The sequence below is a fragment of the Fictibacillus phosphorivorans genome, from assembly GCF_001619875.1.
In the GTDB taxonomy this organism is placed as follows: domain Bacteria; phylum Bacillota; class Bacilli; order Bacillales; family Fictibacillaceae; genus Fictibacillus; species Fictibacillus phosphorivorans_B.
This window is the reverse complement of record NZ_LRFC01000001.1, coordinates 369,066-392,438: the sequence shown is the minus strand read 5'-3', so window position 1 is coordinate 392,438 and position 23,373 is coordinate 369,066. Positions and strand designations below refer to the sequence as shown.

Here is a 23,373-nt window from a genome sequence, read left to right as displayed (position 1 = left end):
CATAATATTACTATTGGGGGAAATGAACATGAATAATCATGAGATCGATTATAAAATTTATGGTGACGACATGCAGTTTGTTGAGGTGGAGCTTGATCCAAAAGAAACGGTGATCGCTGAAGCTGGTGCACTTATGATGATGGAGGACGGCATCGAGATGGAAACCATCTTCGGTGATGGCTCATCTGGAGGCGGCAACGGGTTGATGGGTAAACTGTTTAATGCTGGTAAACGTGTGCTGACGGGTGAAAGTCTATTTATGACCACATTCACGAACGAAGATCACGGGAAAAAGCACGTTTCTTTCGCTTCTCCTTATCCTGGTAAAATCATACCGATGGACTTGAGCGAGCTTGGCGGTAAAGTGATTTGTCAGAAGGATGCGTTTTTAGCTGCTGCTAAAGGTGTATCGGTTGGGATCGAATTTCAGCGTAAGATCGGTGCAGGTTTCTTCGGTGGTGAAGGCTTTATCATGCAAAAGCTTGAAGGCGATGGCATGGCATTCGTTCATGCAGGCGGAACGATTCATAAGAAAGAACTTGCTCCTGGAGAAGTGTTGCGTGTTGACACAGGCTGTTTAGTTGCTATGACAAGCGGTGTAAATTACAACATCGAGATGGTAAAGGGAGTAAAAACAGCATTATTTGGCGGTGAAGGATTATTCTTTGCTACATTACGAGGACCTGGAACAGTATGGATTCAGTCCCTTCCGTTCAGCCGTCTGGCAAGCCGCGTGTTCGCAGCCGCACCACATCGCGGGGGATCCAGTGATGAAGGCAGCATCGCTAAAGGCGTGTTCAACATGTTGAATGGTGATTGATTCTTTTTGAATAAAGTGAAATAAGCTGGCTCGAAATTGAGTCAGCTTATTTATATGCTTGCACATCGGCTTATAAAAGCAAGCTGACGTGTGATTGAAGAGTTTACTGTCCACTTTTTAAGATTTACTGTCCACTTTTCAGGATTTACTGTCCACTTTCTGCGAAATACTGTCCACTTCATCTATCTAAGCTTTAAAATGCTGCAACACAGTCCCTCGTCCATTCTCAACTTCTACCTTTGCATACGCTCCGTTGACAAACGTGATCTGCGGAGGCTGATGACCGCAATCTATATCATAAATGATCGGAACTCCAAGATCTTCTGTCATATCTTGATACACGTCTTCCACCGTATAGTCTCCAACAGGTTCGTTTGCTGCGCTTCTGCCGAACAAAATACCTGAACAATTTTCAAACCAGCCCGCTAGCTTCATGTGCACGAGCGTTCTTCTTAAGTCGGTCGTGTTCATCTCACAATTTTCGAGGAACCACAGAATGGGTTCATCACTATTCAAAAACTGTTTTCTAAACTGAGCCACATCACCAAAAGGCGTACCGATCAGATGCCGAATCACATCGATACAGCCTCCCAGTAAACGTCCTTCAACTTTCTCTTTTGCACCAGATACCGTCTTCCAGTTTGTTTTCTCTGTCAGATGAAACACACACGGTGTTGGTGCATCGTGCTGCCATTTCTTCTGATACTTTTCTGAGGAATGCTGAAGCACTGATTCACCCACTTTTGTTCTTAACACTTTCTCCCACATAGCCGTTGTCTCATCAGAATACTCGCCTCTTACATCCACAAAGTTCGTGCCGTTTGCTGTTGCGAGTCCTGTTTTTAATGTGAGAGCGAGCATTAAAACACTCGTGTCGGAATAGCCAAGAATCCACTTGTCTTGAATAGTAGTAAAATCGACATGCTCCATGATCTCGATTAGCAGTTCACCGCCCCATGGTGGGATGATGATGTCGATCTCATTATTACTTAACATTTTGTTTAGTTCGGCTGCGCGCACTTTTGCCGGTGCTGATTTTGCCTTTGACTGTGTCCAAACCGTATCTCCACAGGTCACTTCAAACCCTCTTTGCTCCATACGCTCACATGCTTGCTTGAACATGTTATGCAAAACGGGTGGCACACCTGAAGACGGAGCTGTTACGCCAATCTTTGCACTTTCTTTTAACATAGGGTATCTAATCATTTTGAGCCATCCTACTTTTAATTTTATCGTTCATTAAGATTCGACAAAGTAGGAAGAAACCCTTCACTCCATAATAAACAGCCTATTTCTTAACGATTTTACTATTTTGTACACCGAACAAGCTACTCATAAGGTACGTCCATCATATGCATATATCGAACAAACTGTTTTTAGAAAGGAGGAAATCAAATTATGAATAAATATCCTTATAACCACCAGCATTTTATTGAGGAGTCCCAGTATGTGGAGCGGCAGATGGAAGAAGATGAAGCAGGTCCTTTTGCTCCACCGCCGCAACAATTTGCGCAAAGTCAGATCCCTCAGCCGTTCTTCACTCAAACCTTTCAGCCGCCGCAGATTCGGGCACGATTATGCAGCTGTTTAGGAAGTTGGGGTCTTCTTGGCCTAAGACGTCAAGGCCAATTTGGGCGTGACTTCTGGTTTTTCCCTGTTGCGATTCGTCAAAACAGTGTAACAGGCTACATTTGGGTTTATGGCCGACGCCAGCGTGTACGTTATGCGTTTTCTCAAATCCGTAATTTCGTCTGTTTTGGTTGATAAGAAAAAACCGCTCTCCTTGGAGTTAACGGGTTCTCTTTTGGAGGAGAAAATTGTAATTCGCAAGCCTTTTAGCAGGTGAAATAGCACTATAATTGGATATGTAATTGACATTGAAAAAGACCAGATTTTTGTCTGGTCTTTTTCATATAGCATTATTCAATTAAAGCACCCGATAGTTGAATAAAGAATATGTGTTTGAATAGATTTATCCTAATCTCAACTTTGAACAGCCAAACATTAAGAGGACTTACATGAATTTTGGAGAATATTGTAAAAAACTCTTATTTATCTGAAATGGGGACTTATATGTTTATAAGATTTGGCTTTCAACTCGTGTTAACTTTTATAGGCATTTTATTAATTGTTTCGCTACCTTATTTATTTTTTAATATAGACAGACAACTAGCCGTATTATTATCAATTGATAAAGGGCTGATAAAGAATACTTGGTTTTTATATGATTCGATTGAAGTAAATTGGCTACGATATTTTGATCATATAAATGTTTTAATTCATCAGTTCTTTACATTTAGTAACCCACAATATTATGACCATGGAGAATATGTTCCGCTTTTCCCTGAACTTTGGAATTTATATGGAAGATCGTTGTTTATGTTAATTACAGCCTTATTTCTTGGACTAGGTATATCAATTGTTTGTACCTTTTTAATAATGAAACTCGGATCATTAGGAAGAAGATTATCACAAATGGGATTGTTCATTTTTGAAAGTCTCCCTGATATTTTTATCATATTGCTGCTTCAATACGGTGTTATTTTCATCTTTAAGAAAACGGGTATTTTGCTTTTTAATATTGCTGATTTTTATAATAATTCTGCTGCGGTGTTACCCGTTTTATGTTTAAGTGTTTTGCCCACAGTTTTTCTTACAAAGTATCTTTTACTATTTTTTCAGAATGAGGAGAAGGAATTATACGTGGATTTGGCTCTAGGAAAAGGGCTGTCTCGAAATTACGTTCTCCTTGTTCATATACTAAGAAATGCACTGATTTCGTTGTTTAATCACTTTAAAACTATTTTTTGGCTCACTTTGTCCAATTTGTTCGTATTGGAGATTTTATTTAACATTAAAGGTGTTATGAAATTCATTACAACATTCAGTCCTATGACACCTGATATAACCGTTTATGTACTACTATTCTTTTTTATTCCTTATGTGTTGTTTTTTATTGTTTTTGAATTTTCTTTAAAACAACTGGGACTTAGGGGAGGAAGTGATCGTGTTTAAACGAGTATTTTTAAATCCTTTTTTTCTTTCGGGATTCCTTTTTTTAACACTGGTTTTCATCGGAAGTTTTGTTTACACCTACTGGTTCGCAGAATCAATTCAATACAGCAGATATTTATATAATAGTGAAGGACTTATCATTGATATGGCACCATTTCCCCCTTCTTTGGACTTCCCAATTGGTACAGATAAAGATGGAAAACAGATGATTTTTATTCTATTAGAAGGTGCGAAATTTACTATTGGAATTGCACTTGGTCTTGCGTTTATACGAATTTTAGCAGGGACAATTATGGGCGTTATCTTTTATCTACTCCCTAATAAGCTATTAATGGGTATAAAGAGTTTAGTTGACAGCTACCATTATGCACCTGTTGTCATTTTTGCTTTCTTACTTTTGTCTCCAGCATACATTGCTTTCAACTGGGCATATGACTTTGATGAGTTGTTTTATTACACGTTATTTGTACTCGCTTTTTTGGGTGTACCTATATTGGCACTTTATGTAGCAGAAGAAATCAGGGGTGTATACAATTTAGAATTTATTAAAAATGCTTCCCTATTGGGTGGTAGTAAGTGTCATATCCTATGGAAACACGTAAAACCCTATCTTATTCCTAAGCTGTGCCTATTATTTGTTCAACAAATTTCTCAACTTTTAAATCTACTGGCACACTTAGCAATGCTACAAATATTCTTTGGTGGTACGAAATTCATATTAATGGAACAAGAAAATACCAAGGGACCTGAAGGTTCAAAAGTGATTGAAGCGTTCTCTAACAACAATGAATGGGCGGGGCTTTTAGGAAAAAGCTGGGCTTCATTTATTACATTTCCTTGGATTGTTTTTGGTTCTGTAATAGCTATTGCATTAACAGTTTTAGCAACTAACTTAATGGCAGAAGGTATAAGAAGAGTTACAGGTTTAGAGCCTGTTAAGATAAAGAAAAACAAACAGATCCCTAGTGAACAAATGAGTAATAAAATTTCATTTGAAAAGTTAAGTTAATACTCATCATATTAAAAAGAACATCATCAAAACGATCAGATTTATTTCTGGTCGTTTTTTAATCCTCTGTTAAAGCACCCGATTGTTGAACAACCATACCCAGGTAAATCTTGTACTAGCTTTTTTCTGTTAATATTTCATATAGATCTTTTGATTCTTGTTCATTTAACTCAACGTATTTTCCGCTGTCTGTAACAATCTCGATTTTCTTTCCATTAGAGTTTACCCAAAGTGAATATGAAGCAGTTTTATCTTCACTACCTTCACTTTTCTTAAAAGGAAATTGAAACTTATAGTTAGGGTAACGAGACATTTTTACTTTAACATTATTCCAATCCGCATTTTTCACTATTTTAATTGCTTTTTGAACCTTGTTTTTATTAGTGATTTCATTAAACTCTTCATAATTATCACTATTAGCAATTTGTTTTTGTACAGTTATCTTTTGCTCTGTTGATTTAACCAAATTAAAGCAACCTGTCATTAAAAAACAAAAAGCTATAATAGCTGTAAATAAGGTTTTAAATCTCAATGGTATGCCCCTTTTCTAACAAGACGTTAAAATTTCCATCGGATTTTTATTCTACTTATTCAACAACAATCCAGCACGTTTGTTCAATAAGTTCGATAATAAAGGCGTTAACCCTTCTTGGATCAACGCACCCGATTGTGGAATAACTTAGTTATCTGGATTATTATATTTTTGCAATCTAGTTAGTCTTCGTTCTAAATAACCTAAATCATATTTATATCTGTTCAATGTATCTTCAATAGCATCCATTACTATACTTGGATATTTGCCACTCAACTCCCTTTCCAATTCTTCAATATCAAGTTTTATCAAGCGAATTGCTTCATTGATCTCACTTTTATTAATCATCCGATAAACTGGTCTAATTCTAAGTGATGGTTTAATTTCCACCTAATTCACATCCCGAATGAAATTTTACTTTAGTTTAACCTAAAGGGTATGACACTTTTCTTATTTCAAATTTCTACCTCGTAGTTCAAAAAGGGTGGAAATCACATTGTTGAAGAAGACTTTATTCTTAATCAAACTCTAGATTATTATTAAGAACCCAAGGAATATTAGCATCAAAATCCAACTGAACAACAGGAGAAGGAAAATTTTTTGGGACAAACTCTAAATCTTCTGAAAATCCAAACTTAAAGTTCTCAATTTCAATCGTATTTGATTTTTTGAATTTAGAAAAAGTACACAACTCTCCTTTAACCACTCTTCCGACCAAATGATATTGTCCTATGTATTTTCGATTTCCATCTTCATTAATAGGGAATTCAGAAAGATGGGCTGGTTTAGCTGGATTAATCCCCAATTTTCTAAATAAATCTAATACTGATGCATTAAAATGTTTACACGCTGCGACAAAATTGTTGCAGTATAGACAATTACATACATCCAAATCTTTGTTATAAAATTCCTGTGTCTTTTCAACATTAACTTCTATTAACCAATTTGCTATTTTTATCATCTGAATCATTTCTACAACTCCCTGGAATCATGCAAAAAAGTGCCTTCTCCTTCTTGAGAAATGCACCCGATTGTGGAATAACTAAGTACCTGCTATTAACTAGGTTTAGCTTTAATAAAATAGGCTTCACTCTTTATTGAAGTATAGCAATCGTTTGTTGAAGTAGAATGTAGTTTGAAGTAAGTCTTAGTGGTTTTTATTTGATAGGTCTAATTTTTAATTACAATTTCTCCTTCACCTTTTGGAATTTCAAAACCATTAAGGTAAGAAGTTAAAAGTTCTTCTGAAATAGGGAACGAATTTGCATCAAAACGTTTGTTACGTAACTTAAGTCGTTCACGTAAATCATTTGGATGAACTTTTAGATAGATAAGTTTCCATTTACCGCCAGAATCCTCAATAAGTTCTTTATATTGATTCCTTCTCACACGATCCCAAAAACTGAAGTCAATTACTACCTGTTGTTTATCGTTAATTAGCTTTATTAAACGGTTGCGTAATTTTCTTTCTGCATCTTTCCTGTATTCCTCAAATTTATCCATTGGAAAGTCAATCCCCCAACGACCATTGGTAGCCCATATTTCTTCATCAATAGAAAGACGTACAAAACCTTCCTTTTCTAATAGTTGTGAAAAAGTTGTTTTCCCAGAACCAGCCACACCACACATCATCACCACTAAAGGAGTTACATCATTTTGTTCACTATGAATTAGGTCAAAATTAAATTTTTCAAACATATGCATATTCCCTCACATTTTGAAATGAATTCCTAATTTACCTTTAGTTAATTATCAAACTTAGACATTAATCCCTTATTCAACAATCCTGCACGTTTGTGGAATAAGGACAGTACGTTTTTAACCTTATTATATATTCGGTTTGAACGCCGTTTAATCCTTTTTCGCTAAAAATGGCAGGTCAATTGACAAGTGAATTCGCATACCAATTCACAGCGTGACAATAGTTATTGTCATCTTGCTAAAACGTGTGCGAATCAGGGTGCTAATTAAGGCGAGAAAAGTGGTGTTTTATAATCAAAACCCTTATATACCAAGAAAAAATCGCAACGAATTTCGTTGCGATTCATAGTGCTAATTGCTATGCGATTTGGCTTGTTTTTTCTTGTTTTCTCCCTCAAAAGAGAACCCGTTACCTTGGAGGACGGCTTTCTTTCTTTTGATACTTTTATAGTTAGTCAATCGATGGAAGGCTCAACTGCCACGAAACACCAAACGAATCTTGCACCCAGCCGAATTTCTCCATTCCAGGCAGTTCTCCTAGAGGCATAAGAACATCTCCACTTTCAGATAAGGATTGAAATAGATGCTGTATCTCATCAATAGAGTCACACTCGACAAATAAGGAAATGGCAGGAGTAAATGTGAACTCGTGTTTTATCGCACTGTCTATACACATTATGTTTTGTCCTTTAATTGAAAAGGTCGCGTGCAGCACTGATCCATCTTCTTGATACAGAATATTTTTAATCTCAGAATCCATAAACAATGACGTGTATAGGTTCATCGCTTCCTCGGCTTGTTGTCCTTGAAACAAAAGAAATGGCGTTACTTTTTGATTTGAACCTGACATTTTATATCGTCTCCTTTCGATCCCTAGCGTACACTTCGTCTTTAGATCCGAAATTCCTTCACAAAAAAAAGACTATCTTTACGATAGCCTAAACGTTATGCTTGTTGATTGCTGTGTCTTTTTTGAATGATGATGGAAAGTATCCCGATAAGGATGGCGATTCCGACACTTACATAAAGTCCCGGTCGAATCGTATGTTCGAACCATGTACCGGTAACAGCTAACAAAATTAAGACAATTGCAACAATCGAGAACAGTTTCGCCCATAATGACTGCTTAAGTATTTTTAAAGAAGAGATGATAATAAAGAGCCAGTTGAATAAAAGCAGGATGCCTGCCGCTGTTGTAATGTATTCGTAGATTTTTCCTGGCAATAAGAGTGCAGTGATAATACTTGCTAATAGTCCTGCTGCCCCAAGAGTCATCGCAGGTAAAGGCAGGTCTTTAAATTTTATGGTTTTCGCAAATAATTTCGGTGCATCCCCATCTTCTGCTAACGTCATCAAAAGGTTCGTTACCCCGAATAGTGCTGCTGCCATTGCGGAGAATCCCGCGACGATAATCGCACCGTTGAATACATGCGGAAAAAAACTGAGGTGATAACGTTCCATTGCCGTTACAAAAGGACTTTCCTTATGATCAAAGACATCCATCGCAACAGTTGTTACAGCAAGTCCCATCGATAAAACATAGATAATCGTCAAGGTCAAAAGCATGATCATCCCTGCTTTTGTGGCATCTTCCGTTCTTTTGAGCTGCATGGCCATCATGCCAATGACTTCAATTCCGCCAAACGCGTAAAAAGCATAGATGAGTGAAGACCAAAAGCCCTTTAAGCCTCCTGTAAAATAACCGTCAAACGTATTCGGAATGCTAAGGTCATAATTTTTGCCGTCCACTAGTCCAATAAGACCCGCAATTGCTAAAATAATAAACATGACGATAGCCGCTACTTTTATCACGGCAAGCAGGTTTTCTACTTGGTCAAACTTTTTCGTTCCGGCCAACACGACAACAATGGCGAGAACAGCGTAAAAAGCAGCAAAGACCCAGAGTGGTATATGCGGGAACCAGAATTGAGAAAGGATGGATAGAGCGGTTAATTGGCTTCCCATGATTAATATATTGGATACCCAATAGTTCCAGCCACAGCTAAAACCTGCCCATCTTCCGTAAGATTGGGAAGCATAATAGCAAAATGACCCTTTTTGAGGATCTGCCGCTGTCATCTTTGCAAGCAATTGAAACACGATATATGTACCGATTGCAGCTAATAAAAATGAGAAAACGATTGAAGGTCCAGTGAGCTGAATTCCGATCGTTGACCCAAGAAAGTAACCTGTTCCGATCGTGCAGCCGACACCAACTAGCGAAAGCTGCCACCACGCCATGTTTTTTGCTTCTGATTTATCCATTTTAGGCTGAACAGGTCCATTACAATTGGATTTTTTCACAATAATACCCTCCTGCTATACAGGTATTATTGTTTGAATTTACTTGATGAATATTCATGTGAAAAAGAAAAGACTCTTGTTAAATCTTATTTTCCGCTCGTAAATCTCATTTTCCGCTCGTAAATCTCATTTTCTGCTCATAAATCTCATTTTCCGCTCGTAAATCTTATTCTCCGCTCGTAAATCTTATTTCCGCTCGTAAATCTCATATTCCCGCTCGTAAATTTCATTTTCCGCTCGTAAATCTTATTTTGCGCTCGTTAAGCGAGCATGAATGCCGCTGAACGAGCACTACGACAACAAAAACGCAATTCCTTTATACCCAAAATAAATGCCAAACCCAATAAGCGATAAAGCAGAGACCTTCGAGATTCCATCTAAAATACGGTCAGCAAGCAATTTACGGAAACCACTCGATACGATGGCCATCGTAAGATCCCACAATAAAATTCCACAAAAAATGGCTCCGCTATATAACAGCAAACTTTCCATACTATATTTCGCTGCCGTTTCTGCAAGTATAGAACCGTAAATTCCTAACCAAAATAAGATAGTAAGAGGATTGGTGAGCGACATAAGAAAACCGGCCATAAAACTCCTGCTGTTATGTACGGTGTAATCTTTATCACTGCTGACTTTTTCTGATGCTGCTTTTTTGAAGGTCTCAATTCCTGTATAAAGAAGGACGAAACTGCCGAAGAGCCATAGAAATGTTTTGATGAATGGCGTGTTGATGTAGCTGACGAGTCCCATATAGACCAAAAGCATATATAGAGCATCTGCCACTGTAGCTCCGAGCCCTACCATCCAGGCTTGCCAAAAACCATATTTGATGCCCCGGTCCATCTGTGCAGCGTTAACTGGACCGATTGGAGCAGCGAGTGATAATCCTAACAGCACGTATTTCATAAAAAGAAACATAGACGACCTCCGCAAATATGATGGACAACTCATGCTTGTCTTCATCTTATTCGGAAACACGTCCAAAGAGACCATAAAATTATTATAAAGGAAGGAGTGAATGACGAATGGATCACCAGTTCAGCCCGAAAATCCAAGAAGCTCTTGATCATGTAAAACGTGCGGATGAAGCGATGATAGAAGCGCAAGCAAACCAAACTCCATCCTGTTTTCAAACCGCGAAGGTATGGCTCGAAACGGCTCAACAATCTGTTCATGATGCTGGAGAAGGAACGTCAGAAGAAGAAAAGAAGCAGCTGCATCATGCAAAAGAATACTTAAGGCATTTGCATGAAACACAAGCAGCCATCCAGGAAACAAGATACGATTGACACTGAAATCCCTCGTGATGGAATTCACGAGGGATTATTTTTCATGCTATGAGAATAAATTTCGGATAAACCCGGCTTGGTTAACGGTTTCAGTTTTCACATCTACATTTAGTTTGCGAATGTTATCACAATAAATATGAAGTCGTTTTGCTTTATCTGCGTTTAGATAAGAGGCGTAGTTGTCCAGCTTATCTACTTCGCGAAGTACGTCTTCCTTCGTGTCTGCTTTCTCAATCCTGCTGCAGCAAGAGTTGATCTGATCATAAACAGACATGCTAGCCACCTCCTTTTAGGTTTGTAATTCTATTCCCTTGAACCCTTTTTTTAAAACTGAACCTATTATTTTTAGGAGTAATGTTTTTACGCTGAAAGATGCCAAAAAAGAGCTGAGGTGTGTGAACTGCAGCTCTTTTTACATTTATATTTTTACTTTTTTTTCACTGTATCTCTTAAGTGCTATATATGAAAAGAAGCGTTTCTATTTACCAATCTGTTGCATATTCTATAATAAGTTCTGCAAAATTGAACCCAAGTGCATGGTAGGTGAAAACCCATATGAAACCTAAAGAAAGCATCAGTGACAAGCATTGGCAGCTGCTTAAAGAAATTGAACAGAATGGCTTAGACGCACTTAAGTTTCAACATATCTTGGATGACCTTGAAAGAAACGACAGTCCCTTAATGTTAGAACAATTAGTAGAAATTTTATATTTTTGTGTAAAAAAATAAAGAGAAAATGAAAACGCATAGGCTCCTTACACCTATGCGTTTTCTCATTCGAAAATTGGTTTAAGCAATCACTTGCGGCAAGGTCTTGCCTGTTTCAAGCAATGTTTTTAAATTGCTAAGGATCATCGGCCAGCCGTTGTTGAATCCTACAAACGTGTCTTCTTCTTCCACGATATCAGCTTCCATCAAATTTTCATGACGAAGCGTTAATTTCACGATTCCGTTCATCTCTTTAAGCGTAAACGTAGCAACGGTCGGAGTTTTACGCTCTTCCTCGTCCCATTTGTTATTCCATGAAAAAGAAAGTTTTTCATGGGGATTAAATGTGATAATTTCTCCCCAATCGGTTACTTTGCCGCCTCTGGAGTAAGTGATGCGTGAGCCTTCCTTCCAATCTGACTCTACCCTGCTTCCAAAAAAATATTGCTCGGATAGATCTCCATTTGTCAGAGCTTCCCACACTTTTTCAGCTTCAGCCTCTATGTAAGTCACATACACAAACTTTAATTCTGTCATGTTTAGTTCCTCCTTTTAATGAACCCCTTTTTCCGAATCCCAATTTCCTTGCGACTTTCTGATTTCTACAATTTGCCCAATATGATAAGCATTATGGATGTTGATGTTCGCGAGCACAGAGTACCAAGGGTCATGACGATCTTTATGAGCGGAGCGCTCAAAAATCTCCTCATCCGCTTCTTTTACTGCAGTCGTCCAATTTGCTAACACTGAGAATAGTTGATTTTTTGCATCATCCCAATTCTCTTCGTTTTCATGGTGAAAGGTCTCATCATTGCTTTCAATTTTTTGTGTTTGTGGGTTTCCCCTAAAACGCTGCAAATAACGTTCATTCCAAAAGATTAAGTGGTTGACGATCTCCCAGATGGAATTACTGTCCCCTGATTTTTCTTTTGCCTGTTGATTCGTTAGTCCGCCAAGCGCACGTTCAATCGGTACAAACCAGTTCGGTTCATTGTGATTGGCAGCCATCTGGCTTAATAGAATGGTTTTTTGGTCCACGAAAAAAACCTCCTGCAGAAAATGTGTACGAACAAACATTCTCCACCAAGAGGTCAAATTCCTCTTACAACCTGTTAAATTTCTTGTTTTATGCCGAGTTCTGATAGCTGCACTCTTCGGCCTTCAGCACTGGAGATAGCGGCTGCTTCATTAATTGCGGTCAAGTTCACGATGTCTTCGGTTGTAATGGCAGGTTTCTTACCCGTTTTTATTGCCTGTACCCACTGTTCCATACCAGATGAAATGGGCTGTGGAAGTGTAGGTGTCACCCACTCATCTGTGCCAAGATGTTTACTCTTGACCCGAACGTCTTGTGCCTCCACCATTAATGTTCCTTCTGTGCCGTAAATTTCGAGTTGCTGCGGACTGCCGAATGATAAAAAGCCCGTTTCAATCATTCCCATCGCGCCTGATTCGTACTCGACCATCACGACAGCATTGTCATCCACCCCAAGTTGATACAATTCGTTCAGCTTTCCACTTACCGCTTTTACTTTTCCACCCAAACGATTTGTTAAGTAGATCGGGTGTGCACCAAGGTCGATCAAAGCCCCACCGCCACACTCTTCTTTGTTATAAAAATGCTGAGGCAGCCATCCTCTTGGATTTTCTTCAGATGGCACTGATCCGTTGTGCGCCACACGGCATCTGATGTATGTAAGATCTCCGAGCAAGCCTTTGTCTACAGCTTCTTGCGCGTATAGGTAAAAGCTTTCAGTCAGTCTTGGCAGATTCACCATAAGCTGTACGTTGTTTTTGTGGACAGCCTCTAAAATCTCTTCGCACTCCTGAACAGTAAAAGCCAATACTTTTTCAGTAAAAATATGTTTGCCGTGGTTCGCTGCAGCGATGATGATGTCTTTGTGGCGGTTCGTTGCTGTTGTTACGATTACGCCATCAATGTTCGGATCATCAAGCACCTTATTTAGATCAGACTCGTAAGTAACTCCTAACTCTTTTGCCCACTGTATTCCGCGCTCTTCGTTTTCATCCCAAACGGTTTGGATCGAAATGTCTTCGTTTTCCGTCGCCTCGCGTGCATAATCCACCGCATGCACGTGCCACTTACTAAGTAGAGCCACATTCATTATTATCATCACTCCTCACGCTAGAATTATCTTCATTATACATAACAAAAAGACAGGTGGTTTGTCTTTTTGAATCATTAGGGCATTCTGAAGCAGTGCAACTTTTTAATTTAGACTCAATAAAATGGATGGAGACTCAATAATCTCGATTTAGACTCAATAATTTTGCCGGAGACTCAATAATCTGATTTTAGACTCAATAAATTTGCAGGAGACTCAATAATCTCAATTCAGACTCAATCCTTCTGCAGCACACTTCATCCATATTGGTGAAATATAACTCCCCACTAAAAGTCAAACAAAAAAGCCAGCCTCAAAGGACAGATTCATCCTCTAAAGCCAGCCAAAAACTGATTTTAAAGCTCCTTCGCCTTAAATGTGTCTCCACCTTTTATCGTTCCATTCTGAAATCCCTTATAAAACCAGCGTTTTCGCTGTTCGGAGGTTCCATGCGTGAAGCTCTCAGGCACAACATAGCCTTGTGATTTCTTCTGAAGCGTGTCATCGCCTACCCCACTTGCGGCATTCAGGGCTTCCTCCAGATCACCTTTCTCCAATACGTTCATATCCTGTGCATGATTGGCCCAAACTCCTGCATAATAATCGGCTTGAAGTTCGAATCGCACTTGATATTTGTTGTATTCGGTCTCACTTAACTTGGAGCGCAACGAGTGGATCTCTTCAGTTTTTCCTAAAAGCGTCTGTACATGGTGCCCCACTTCATGCGCAATCACATAGGCCATCGCAAAATCGCCAGGTGCATCAAACTTGTCTTGAAGTTCCTGATAAAAGCTTAGATCTATGTACAGCTTCTGATCACCCGGACAATAGAACGGACCAACAGACGAACCTGCTGTCCCACAAGCCGATTGGACACTTCCTGAATATAAAACAAGCTTTGGTTCTTTGTACGTCAAGCCTTGCTCCTCGAAGATTTCCGTCCACACGTCTTCTGTATCTGCTAAAACAACCGAAACAAATTCAGCGTCTTCTTTTTCTTTTTGGGTTTCCTCGTACGGTGCTTGCTGATCGGATTCCCCCATACCGCCGATCAGATCTCCAGGATTCCCGCCTAACAGCGTAACAATCAATACGATGATTAAACCGCCAAGCCCGCCACCCACTGCAAGCCCTTTACCACCCATACCTCTACGATCTTCTACGTTTGCACTGCCGCGCCTGCCTCTCCACTTCATGCTGTGTCCTCCTTACATAAGCAATAGTTTTCATGTACTAGTTTGTATACCCTAAGTCATGAAAAAGTAGACGAAATAACGGTCTTCTCATAGAACAATGGCTAACAACAGTTAAAAGACAGAAAAGAAAGGGATGATCACAACGGAAACAGCCAGGATCATAACAGCTACAGAGCCTAACTTTTCATTTTGCTTCCAAAGTTTATATGAAAAACCGGTTGTATATAGGAAGACACTAATGATGAAAATCCATGTAACAAAAAGCATCTAATCCCTCACTCGCTCTAATTTAGGCAGCTCACTTTGTCTGCCGAATTCACCGAATCGGATATCAACGGAAATATCTATATTCATGTTAGGATACGTCTTCATCCAGTCAAACTTTTCATATTCATCAATCGTTAAAAAGTTTTTCCTCGCTTGCAGTGACCACCCAAACGGTTCGCCTTTAAATTCTTTTTGCGTCTTTGTGACCAATCGATTGATTTTATCCGTGATCCTTGTGGTTAAGTATGCCTTTAACCTGTCTCTCTTCACTTTGTTCTTACCGTAATTGGTCATGCTATGATCTGTTAAGACTTCAATTGTAAGGGGAACGTTTACCTTTAATGTAGGTGTCCCGTTTTCGTACAACATGTCGATCTTGTTCTTCCCTTTTTTAACAATCTTTGTTGTGACACGAAATTTTTTATTAAATGGATCAGGAAAGGTTGTCAAGTAGTCTGGCAGATCTGCCGTATCATTCAACAAAAGGGAGATGCGCGTTTCCTCCCCGGTTAGTTTTCCAATCATTCTTCCTTCTTTAAAGACAGCCGAGCCTAATAGATTTGTTTTGTTTGTTTTGCCTTTCGTCTGGAATTCTCCAGCGATAAGATACCCATCCCCTTTTTTGCCACCACCTCTATGCTTGTTCGTTCCAAACACGGCTAAAAACAGGTCCGCATCAGCTTCTGTAATCCTGAAGTATTTAATAAGATCGGATTTAGGAATTAGACCCGTCTCCGTGCCATGTTCGAACATCAGTTCGAAATATTTATGTGGCCGTGTTTCCAGCTTAGGATCATTCTCTTCTATAAACTTACTCGCCTCTTCTTCTGTAATGAGGAGCGGTGTGTTCCGCTTGATCTCCCTATCCTTCGTTGTATCATACATCCACCGTATAAAATTTTTATCTGAAGCGAGTTCTTTGGAAACGATAAGCACACTTAAGAGATCATAAGAAATTTCTTTTGCGATTACGGTGTTAGCTAAGTTTCTTGAAGCGATTAAATCATTCGCCTCAAATGTAATGGTTTCGGTTGCGGGTTCGTTCGTGCTTCCCCCGCCTTGTTGTGATCCATACTCCGGATTGGCAATAAGATACGTTACGTTGATCTTTTCATTCTTTCCTTTATCAAGACCGATTCCGACTACAAATGCCTTCATATCGATTTCCGTTTGATCCCAGCATCCGCTTAATGACACTAACAAGAACAAGGAGAGGATACTCTTTACAAGAGGTCTCATGTTTTCATGTCCCCTTTGGCTTTTGACATAACCCATAGCAAGCAGGGAAACAGAAAGAATATAGGAGTGATCATTTTGAGAAATGGCTCTCGAAAATCAAAGATTGAAAAGGTTGGTGTTTCGGGAATCATACCCAAGAATACGAACAGTGTGGCCAAGGTAGGAATCAAGTACTCGAAATCTTTTACTCGGAATAGACCTCCAAATAAAAGGGCGTTTAAATACAGATAAAATGAAAAGCGAATAAACAGCGCCACGAGCCAAAAAGGGAAAAATAAGGTTTCAATGTTAGGCAGAAATTCTAAGTTAATATAACGAATCGTTTCATGAAAGGGATAATTCAGCATCTTAACTGGTTCATAATCAAACAAAACAACGAAAGACAAAAGTGAAATGGATAACTCAATCGTTACAATGACTAATGAAATCCAAATTCCCTTTTTAAAAACGGCAGGACTCGCCGTAAACCCTGCAATCAGACTCAAAAATAAAAAATCAGCAAAGATTGAAAGATTTGAAGCACTCGACTTAAGCACTTCCCACTTTCCTGGACCAAAAAAGGGATAGATAAAATCCATATTTCCTTGTCTAAACGTTAAAAAAAGTGCTAGGAACAGGGACACCTTAATCCAAAAGAGTACGGACCAAGCAAAAGAACCAACTTGTTCAAGTCCTTTTTTTGCTCCATATGCACAGATTCCCATTAAGATGGCATACAGCACGAGCGTTGGGGTTTTATTAAAATACATCGTTCCAATGATGTCTGTATAAATAGAAGAATCGATGGTAATCGCGATTCCACCTATTACCCAAAGGAAGAAAAGCACACAATACCCTACTGGTTTCCCCAGCAAGTAAAGAGTTACCTCAAATAAGTTTTTTCCTTTGTATTTCGTAAACACGTTCGTTAAGAAATAAAGAGGAATAATGGAAAGAGCTCCTATAAGGAGAGGACCCATCCATGCAGCGTTCTCCATCTGTTCAAAAAGAATTGCTGGTGTGTCATCTGCCATTTTTGTGCCAATTGTGAGGATGACAACAGCAACAAACTCTCTAATTCCGATTTTGCCCCTGCTTTTCTCCATTGCTAACATCCCCTGTCTTTTTCATATCTTGAGGCTTTAAATAACCTGGTCTGAATATTTCATTCCATACGAGGCTTCTAAAAACAGTATCGTTTCCAGATGTGTATTTTGGTGTCATAGGAGCAAAATACGGAACTCCGAATGAGCGCAACGAGAGCAAATAAAACAAGCCAATTGAAAACATAGCCGTTAGTCCGTAAAGTCCAAAAACAGATGCACATAAAATTAAAAAGAACCTGGATAGCCGAACAGCAAAGTTCATGCCAATGTCTCCGATCGCAAAAGAGGATAACCCGCCAAGTGCAACTATGATAACAACCATTGGACTTACTACGTTAGCTTGCACGGCAGCTTGTCCTAAAATCAGAGCACCCACAATTCCGATCGTCGGACCGATTGGACTTGGTACACGGAGACCTGCCTCTCTGATCAGTTCAAAGGCGATTTCCATTAAAAAAATCTCAATTGTGGCTGGAAACGCTACGATTTCCCTTGTAGAAGAAATCGCAAGTAGCAAATCGGGTGGCAGCATCTCAGCGTGAAAGTTGGTAACAGAGAGATAAAGAGCAGAGCTGAATAAAGTAATAAAAAGGGCCAATAAACGAAGTGCTCTCGTAAAGTTTCCGAAAATAAACCGTAGATAGTGGTCTTCAGACGTATGAAAGAAGGACCAGAACGTAGCAGGCATAATAAGAGATCCTGGACTATTTTCCATTAATAGAATGATATAGCCATCTTCTAAAAAGGATGAAGCCCTGTCAGGTCTCTCTGTGTAAAGGATCGTAGGAAAGAGTGACTTGGTCCGTTCTTCAATATGCTGCTCAAGCATCGAAAGGTTTTGAATGGAATCCACATTGATCTTGGTTACTCTCTCTTTGACTTTATTTAACAACTCATGGTCAACGAGATCATGGATATAGAGAACATAGACTTCGTTCTTTGATCTTTTGGAAATCGTCATCGATTCAACTATCAGGCTTTCAGTCTTAATCTTTTTGCGTAACAAAGAAATGTTTGTATTCGCCTTTTCGTTGAATGCTTCTTTCGGACCTTTAATGACTACTTCATTCTCAGCTTTATCAATACCACGACCCTGAAAGTTGCTCACACTCGTAATATAGACTTGCTGATCTCCCTCTATAAAAAGAGCGGCGTTTCCGCGGTTGATTTCGATGAGTACATCCTCAACGACTTGTACTCTTTTAATGCCTGGTGCAGTAACAATATCTTCAACACTTTGAAAGGTTCCTTCGTTTTTTGAAAGAGGCTTTAAGACCTGCTCTTCTAACAAGTTCGTATCCGAAATCGTATTAATAAAAAGCAGGGCAGCTTCTTTGTGCCAGCCTTGAACGAGAAAACGCCGGATGTTTACATCATTATTTTGAGGAATGAGATAAAGCTTTGAAAAGATTTCAAGGTTTTCATTCAAGTTTGTAGAGATCGTTTGCTTTTTTACAGCAATCTCTTCAGATGAATCTTTTTCGCTAAATTGCTGGTTTTTGTATTTTTCGTTGTGAAATAGCTTTTGAAAGATGGATTGTCTCATAACTTACAACTCCGGGCTTTTTGTCTCATTCTTCCACTAGAACCGTTTATTATGTATGCAAAAAAGCTTCCTAACATCTAAGTGTTGGAAGCTTGCTTGTTTTAATTCCATATTAGAGTGGATGCAGGGCATGTGAGTGGTTAATAAATATGAAAGCATCATATCTGTGAGAGAGACGGGTAGGCACATAGTTCCCTAAATGTTCATAACGGGGATCATAAACAACCCCAATGGCACGGTTGCCTTTAACATCTTCAAACTTTTCACGATGTTCTTTAAGCAGGATGAACTGATCATAAGCGCCTGCAGCATGAAACATTGCTTCCCAACTCTCATCTGAAGCAGGCGGTACAGAAATCTTTCTATAAGGATCTCCCCATGCATTCCCTGCGATCACCGTTCCGCGATGTGTGCCAAATCCTAGAGCATACACCTCTTCCGATTCATGTGCCTCGCGAATGAGCTGACCTACATTGATCATTCCCTCTTCTGCCATGTCAGTCGCGCGTGCATCACCGATGTGTGTATTATGCTCCCAGATGATCACTTTCGCTTCCGGCCCATGAAAGGCCATTAGCTTCTCAACGGCTTCAGCCATATGTCGGTCCCGAATGTTCCATGTGAGTGTGTCACCTTTTACCATCGATCTGTAATACTGTTCTGCATGTGCTGCCACTAGTGCATTGAGTTCAAGGCTAAGTCCGCCTTCTGGATCATCTTCATGAGTTTCTCTTTTAGACTGAATTTCTAACAAAAGCTTAATGACTTCATCTTCACAGCTTTCTGATAGATAACCGGCAGAAATAGCATATTCTTGTTCATCTTTCTCAAAAGGCTGAAAACAGGAGAAAGCTTTTTTTGCCTGCTGCAACCGATCTGGGTCATTCTCTTCCAAATAACGAATGATCTCTTCCATCGATTCAAACAAACTGTACAGATCGATTCCAAAGAAACCTACTTTGTTTCTTGTTGACTGTTCATCATTGTATCTTTTTAACCACGAAATCAATTCGAGCATTTCTTTATTTGCCCACATCCATGAAGGCCACCGTGTAAAGCTTTGTTTTAAAAGGACTTCAAGCTCCGGAGGGTTCGAATTGTAGCTTTTTATATAGCGATTTACTCGATAGCAAGACGGCCAGTCCCCTTCCACTGCTATGAATGAGAAACCCTTTTCTTGAATGAGTCTTTTTGAAAGTTCAGCCCGAATGGTATAAAACTCTGATGTTCCGTGTGAGGCTTCACCTAACATGACATACCGTGCATTTCCGATTGAATTCACAATCTCATCCATTGCATGTGTGTCTTCAAGCTTTATAGCGTGTTTTCTTATGTACTCAGCCATTGATTCTGACATTGTCCCACCTGCTTTCTACCTGTACTATAACCAGCAGTTGCTGTTCTTAAACGAATGAACATGAAGGTCAGCGGTTTGTGGGCTAATGGCCTTAGGCGGTGGTGAGGTGAATGCCGGTGGCTATTAAGTCCAACCAGGTCACTTTTTTTAAATCATTTTATAGTACAAAACCGTCGTATCGATTCCACCTTCCGCATTTTTTGCAAACTTCGGGATGCGCCCCGCTTCTTGATAACCGATCGATTGATAAAGAAGATTAGAAGGGTCTCCTTCTCTCGTATCCAATATAAGGAGTGAACGATTTTCTTGTTTTGCTCGTTCCTCTGCGTGATTCATTAGCTTTCTGGCAATACCTTTTTGTCTGAACGATGGATGTGTCATAAGCTTAGCAATTTCCGCCCGGTGTGTTCCGTTTGGTTTCGTACATAAGTGAAGTTGGATCGTTGCCGCAATCTTACCCTCTGCCTTTGCGACCCAGAACGAGATGTCAGGTTTGACGCAGCTTTTCCAGAAGGCATTTGCTTCTGTTTTTGCAAGTGGCGGCAGAAAACCAATGGACGCGCCATCCTCCACCACTTTTATTAAAAGATCGGAAAGCTCATTGATATCCTCGTCCACACTATGCAATTCGATTATTTCCATCCCCATTAGCTCCTTCTTTTCCAACTGTTTTCATATTCATTTTAATCGTACTAATGAGACAAAGTAAATTGTAGGGGGTCTGTCCCCGGGACAGACCCCCTACAATAACATTACGACGGGTTGGTTGGCCAACTCTTTAAAATATCGATATGATAGACACACCACTATTTATTCAGGAGTGTTTTGTTTTGACTAAATTATTATTAATTGGAACTGAAGACGTGCATCTGTCTGTTCTCCGCCTTTTACAAAGAAAGAGAATTAACAATGTAGAAATTATATTGATTGGCGAAAAGAAGAATAATACGGATTTTAGCACGGTATGTAAGAATGCGAATGTCACTTTTATTGAAGATACAATTATCTCATTCGACCCCTTACAGAAAATGCTGTTAAGCTTCTCAGGTGAAATTTACCGTTTTGATGTGATCTCATTTAATGTGGATATGAAAGTTTCACTATTTAAGCAAGCTTTAGTCCCTGTTGATGCACAGGGATTGATGATGGTTGAGGATACGCTGCAGAATACTGAATTCCCTTTTTTGTTTGGTGCTGGTCATTGTGTTACGATTGCTGGCCAACCGAATTCCGCTGGAGATATTGAAATTCAAGCTGAAGTTTTATGGCAAAACATCAAGCTCTATCTTGCTGGCCGTCCACTAAAGCGGCTAGAATCACAGAATAATAAATCATCTTTTATTAACAAATGGATTAAACATTTATATAAAAAGTAAGTAAGCTGTTCTGCCAAAATGACCTAGTATATATCCAGCTACTTTCTACAAAAAAAAGACTGCATCAAAAGGGGACACCCCCTTTGATACAGCCTCTCCTTATGATTTTTTAACAAGACCTGACGTGATCAAACTCCATACTTGTTTAAACTCTTCCTGGATATGAGAAGATGCCCACTCTTTTGCAAGAGCAGGGTGGTGAAACCGGGCTGTGGCATAAAAAATAGCCGCAGCCTGTTCATGTGCATTCCCCTTTTGGAACTCGCCGCTTTTCATACCCTCTTCAACAATCTTGGTTAATTGTGCGATCAGTTCGTGAATATGCGCCGTGATAACCTCAACGGATTCTTCAGCAAGCGCGTTATACATCGCAAACAGTTCAGGATCTTCTTTTGCCTTCGATTGTTTGATATGAACCAGTCTTTCGATCCAGCTTCTCACTTTATCAAACGCTGATCCTTCTTCACCAGCAATTTTTCCAAGCGGTGTCGAAACTTCATGTAACCAGCGTTCCGCAACCGCTTCTTTTAACGCGGCCTTGCTTGCGAAATGACGATACAATGTCCCATGACTCACGCCGAGCGCACGAGCGACATCGACAACTGACGTTTTATCCAACCCAAAGCGGCGAAGCACTTGTTCCGTTGTGTCTAAAATTTGTTCCCTCGTTAAAGGTTCTGCCATTCCTTATTCTACTCCTAACATTGCCATCTGCTCTTTAGCATAACGCGTTCCCGCCACTTTGTCAGCAGGTACGGCTCTTTCGATTTTCTCAAGATCTGCTGAAGACAGCTCTAACGCTAACGCACCAAATGCATCTGCTAAATGCGTGCGTTTGCGTGCTCCGATCAACGGGATGACGTCTTCGCCTTGAGTCAATACCCAGCTAATTGCAATTTCAGCTACTGTTGCTTGTTTTTCTTCAGCAATCTCACGCAACGCTTCAACAAGTGCTAAGTTTTGATCCAAGTTTTCACCCATAAAACGAGGTGCGAACGAGCGGAAGTCGATTTGACCCTGACGCTCTTTCGTCCACTTGCCACTTAATAATCCTCTTGAAAGCACGCCATAGGCAGAAAGCGAGATGCCTAACTCGCGGAGCGTCGGAAGAATTTCTGCTTCAATCCCGCGGCTGAACAGGGAATACTCGATCTGAAGCCAGCTGATCGGATGAACACCGTGTGCTTTACGAACGGTTTCTGCATTCGCTTCAGAAAGGCCAATGTGTTTAACATAACCTGCTTTCACCAAATCACTCATCGCGCCAATCGTTTCTTCAATTAGCACGTTCGGATCGACACGTGCTGGCTGATAAAGGTCGATATAATCTGTTCCTAAACGTTGAAGTGTATAAGCCAAAGCATTCTTAATCGCTTGCGGACGGTTATCCATTCCGATCCAGCCGCCATCTGGAGATCTGAGCACTCCTGTTTTAACCGCAATAAAAGCATTTTCGCGTTTTGTTCCTTGCAATGCCTCACGCAACAAGAGTTCGTTATGACCGACGCCATAAAAATCACCCGTATCAAAAAGTGTGACACCTTTTTCAAGTGCTTCGTGAATGGTTGCAATACTTTCCGCTCTTTCTGCATTCCCATAAAGATCAGACATTCCCATACATCCTAATCCGATTGCTGAAACCTCAGGACCGTTTGTTCCGATTTTTCTTGTTTTCATCATTTTCCCCTCCGATTGTTTTTATGGATTTATCTTAACACGTAAAATAACAAATGACAAATATTAATTTTTGTCATTTGTTATTTAAGTGTAAAAAAAGAAGAGGCGAAATACACCTCTTCT

28 protein-coding genes are annotated in these 23,373 nt (G+C 39.7%); 7 read left to right on the top strand and 21 right to left on the bottom strand.

What is annotated here, in order from left to right:
* Positions 1–28: 28 nt before the first annotated feature.
* Positions 29–820: a TIGR00266 family protein gene (locus tag AWM68_RS01925; protein WP_066236396.1), complete on the top strand. Its 792-nt coding sequence runs from the start codon at positions 29–31 to the stop codon at positions 818–820.
* 186 nt (positions 821–1,006) lie between these two features.
* Here the strand turns inward: AWM68_RS01925 and AWM68_RS01920 are convergent, their stop codons facing one another.
* Positions 1,007–2,026 carry a S66 family peptidase gene (locus AWM68_RS01920; RefSeq protein WP_066236395.1) on the bottom strand — a complete coding sequence of 340 codons (1,020 nt, stop codon included), beginning with the start codon at positions 2,024–2,026 and terminating at the stop codon, positions 1,007–1,009.
* Positions 2,027–2,269: 243 nt separating this feature from the next.
* On the opposite strand from AWM68_RS01920, the gene AWM68_RS21820 reads away from it, so the two are divergent.
* The 3 genes from AWM68_RS21820 to AWM68_RS01905 all read left to right on the top strand — a co-directional run bounded on the left by AWM68_RS21820 (position 2,270) and on the right by AWM68_RS01905 (position 4,844).
* The gene (locus tag AWM68_RS21820) at positions 2,270–2,584 is read left to right on the top strand and encodes a hypothetical protein (protein WP_231868349.1); all 315 of its coding nucleotides are present in this window, start codon (positions 2,270–2,272) and stop codon (positions 2,582–2,584) included.
* 261 nt (positions 2,585–2,845) lie between these two features.
* A complete protein-coding gene (locus tag AWM68_RS01910; protein WP_082820525.1) occupies positions 2,846–3,835 on the top strand; it encodes an ABC transporter permease subunit in 990 nt (329 codons plus the stop codon).
* Positions 3,828–4,844 carry an ABC transporter permease subunit gene (locus tag AWM68_RS01905; RefSeq protein ID WP_066236393.1) on the top strand — a complete coding sequence of 339 codons (1,017 nt, stop codon included), beginning with the start codon at positions 3,828–3,830 and terminating at the stop codon, positions 4,842–4,844. The genes AWM68_RS01910 and AWM68_RS01905 overlap by 8 nt, the downstream gene beginning before the upstream one ends.
* 115 nt (positions 4,845–4,959) lie before the next feature.
* Here the strand turns inward: AWM68_RS01905 and AWM68_RS01900 are convergent, their stop codons facing one another.
* The 7 genes from AWM68_RS01900 to AWM68_RS01870 all read right to left on the bottom strand — a co-directional run bounded on the left by AWM68_RS01900 (position 4,960) and on the right by AWM68_RS01870 (position 10,302).
* Positions 4,960–5,376 carry a hypothetical protein gene (locus tag AWM68_RS01900; RefSeq protein ID WP_066236392.1) on the bottom strand — a complete coding sequence of 139 codons (417 nt, stop codon included), beginning with the start codon at positions 5,374–5,376 and terminating at the stop codon, positions 4,960–4,962.
* 147 nt (positions 5,377–5,523) lie between these two features.
* Positions 5,524–5,766, bottom strand: coding sequence for a hypothetical protein (locus AWM68_RS01895; protein WP_066236391.1), 243 nt, complete (start codon positions 5,764–5,766; stop codon positions 5,524–5,526).
* 127 nt (positions 5,767–5,893) lie between these two features.
* Positions 5,894–6,346: a hypothetical protein gene (locus AWM68_RS01890; protein WP_066236390.1), complete on the bottom strand. Its 453-nt coding sequence runs from the start codon at positions 6,344–6,346 to the stop codon at positions 5,894–5,896.
* A gap of 200 nt (positions 6,347–6,546) precedes the next feature.
* Positions 6,547–7,074, bottom strand: a complete 528-nt coding sequence (locus AWM68_RS01885) for an AAA family ATPase (RefSeq protein ID WP_066236389.1) — start codon at positions 7,072–7,074, stop codon at positions 6,547–6,549.
* A 454-nt stretch (positions 7,075–7,528) separates the two neighbouring features.
* Complete coding sequence (locus AWM68_RS01880; protein ID WP_066236388.1) at positions 7,529–7,927, bottom strand: VOC family protein; 399 nt, start codon at positions 7,925–7,927, stop codon at positions 7,529–7,531.
* Between the two features lie 95 nt (positions 7,928–8,022).
* A complete protein-coding gene (locus AWM68_RS01875) occupies positions 8,023–9,342 on the bottom strand; it encodes an amino acid permease (RefSeq protein WP_066237422.1) in 1,320 nt (439 codons plus the stop codon).
* A gap of 330 nt (positions 9,343–9,672) precedes the next feature.
* The gene (locus AWM68_RS01870; protein ID WP_066236387.1) at positions 9,673–10,302 is read right to left on the bottom strand and encodes a LysE family transporter; all 630 of its coding nucleotides are present in this window, start codon (positions 10,300–10,302) and stop codon (positions 9,673–9,675) included.
* A 107-nt stretch (positions 10,303–10,409) separates the two neighbouring features.
* On the opposite strand from AWM68_RS01870, the gene AWM68_RS01865 reads away from it, so the two are divergent.
* Positions 10,410–10,673 (top strand): hypothetical protein, encoded by a 264-nt coding sequence (locus AWM68_RS01865; protein ID WP_066236386.1) that lies wholly within the window; start codon positions 10,410–10,412, stop codon positions 10,671–10,673.
* Between the two features lie 46 nt (positions 10,674–10,719).
* Here the strand turns inward: AWM68_RS01865 and AWM68_RS01860 are convergent, their stop codons facing one another.
* Positions 10,720–10,947 (bottom strand): hypothetical protein, encoded by a 228-nt coding sequence (locus AWM68_RS01860; RefSeq protein ID WP_066236385.1) that lies wholly within the window; start codon positions 10,945–10,947, stop codon positions 10,720–10,722.
* 281 nt (positions 10,948–11,228) lie between these two features.
* Between AWM68_RS01860 and AWM68_RS21200 the strand changes: the two genes are divergently transcribed.
* On the top strand, positions 11,229–11,402 hold the full coding sequence (locus AWM68_RS21200; protein ID WP_156488273.1) for a hypothetical protein: 174 nt from the start codon (positions 11,229–11,231) through the stop codon (positions 11,400–11,402).
* Positions 11,403–11,462: 60 nt separating this feature from the next.
* Here AWM68_RS21200 and AWM68_RS01855 read toward each other — a convergent pair whose 3' ends face one another.
* From AWM68_RS01855 to AWM68_RS01815, 10 genes are all read right to left on the bottom strand, one after another.
* Positions 11,463–11,918, bottom strand: a complete 456-nt coding sequence (locus tag AWM68_RS01855; protein ID WP_066236384.1) for an SRPBCC family protein — start codon at positions 11,916–11,918, stop codon at positions 11,463–11,465.
* A 15-nt stretch (positions 11,919–11,933) separates the two neighbouring features.
* Positions 11,934–12,419, bottom strand: coding sequence for a DinB family protein (locus tag AWM68_RS01850; protein WP_066236383.1), 486 nt, complete (start codon positions 12,417–12,419; stop codon positions 11,934–11,936).
* Positions 12,420–12,493: 74 nt separating this feature from the next.
* Positions 12,494–13,507, bottom strand: coding sequence for a Gfo/Idh/MocA family oxidoreductase (locus tag AWM68_RS01845; protein WP_331710019.1), 1,014 nt, complete (start codon positions 13,505–13,507; stop codon positions 12,494–12,496).
* A gap of 356 nt (positions 13,508–13,863) precedes the next feature.
* Positions 13,864–14,703 (bottom strand): KPN_02809 family neutral zinc metallopeptidase, encoded by an 840-nt coding sequence (gene ypfJ / locus AWM68_RS01840; protein ID WP_066236382.1) that lies wholly within the window; start codon positions 14,701–14,703, stop codon positions 13,864–13,866.
* Positions 14,704–14,814: 111 nt separating this feature from the next.
* Entirely contained in the window at positions 14,815–14,970 is a 156-nt protein-coding gene (locus tag AWM68_RS21195) for a hypothetical protein (RefSeq protein ID WP_156488272.1), read from the bottom strand.
* Positions 14,971–16,209 (bottom strand): Ger(x)C family spore germination protein, encoded by a 1,239-nt coding sequence (locus AWM68_RS01835; protein ID WP_066236381.1) that lies wholly within the window; start codon positions 16,207–16,209, stop codon positions 14,971–14,973.
* The gene (locus tag AWM68_RS01830; RefSeq protein WP_066236380.1) at positions 16,206–17,294 is read right to left on the bottom strand and encodes a GerAB/ArcD/ProY family transporter; all 1,089 of its coding nucleotides are present in this window, start codon (positions 17,292–17,294) and stop codon (positions 16,206–16,208) included. Before AWM68_RS01830 ends, AWM68_RS01835 begins: the two co-directional genes overlap by 4 nt.
* The gene (locus tag AWM68_RS01825) at positions 17,263–18,840 is read right to left on the bottom strand and encodes a spore germination protein (RefSeq protein WP_066236379.1); all 1,578 of its coding nucleotides are present in this window, start codon (positions 18,838–18,840) and stop codon (positions 17,263–17,265) included. The genes AWM68_RS01830 and AWM68_RS01825 overlap by 32 nt, the downstream gene beginning before the upstream one ends.
* 112 nt (positions 18,841–18,952) lie before the next feature.
* The gene (locus AWM68_RS01820) at positions 18,953–20,197 is read right to left on the bottom strand and encodes an erythromycin esterase family protein (protein WP_066236378.1); all 1,245 of its coding nucleotides are present in this window, start codon (positions 20,195–20,197) and stop codon (positions 18,953–18,955) included.
* 147 nt (positions 20,198–20,344) lie between these two features.
* Positions 20,345–20,839, bottom strand: coding sequence for a GNAT family N-acetyltransferase (locus AWM68_RS01815; RefSeq protein ID WP_066236377.1), 495 nt, complete (start codon positions 20,837–20,839; stop codon positions 20,345–20,347).
* 188 nt (positions 20,840–21,027) lie between these two features.
* Between AWM68_RS01815 and AWM68_RS01810 the strand changes: the two genes are divergently transcribed.
* Entirely contained in the window at positions 21,028–21,573 is a 546-nt protein-coding gene (locus AWM68_RS01810) for a hypothetical protein (protein ID WP_066236376.1), read from the top strand.
* A 99-nt stretch (positions 21,574–21,672) separates the two neighbouring features.
* Here the strand turns inward: AWM68_RS01810 and AWM68_RS01805 are convergent, their stop codons facing one another.
* Positions 21,673–22,257, bottom strand: coding sequence for a TetR family transcriptional regulator (locus AWM68_RS01805; RefSeq protein ID WP_066236375.1), 585 nt, complete (start codon positions 22,255–22,257; stop codon positions 21,673–21,675).
* 3 nt (positions 22,258–22,260) lie between these two features.
* A complete protein-coding gene (locus tag AWM68_RS01800; RefSeq protein ID WP_066236374.1) occupies positions 22,261–23,250 on the bottom strand; it encodes an aldo/keto reductase in 990 nt (329 codons plus the stop codon).
* Positions 23,251–23,373 lie beyond the last annotated feature (123 nt).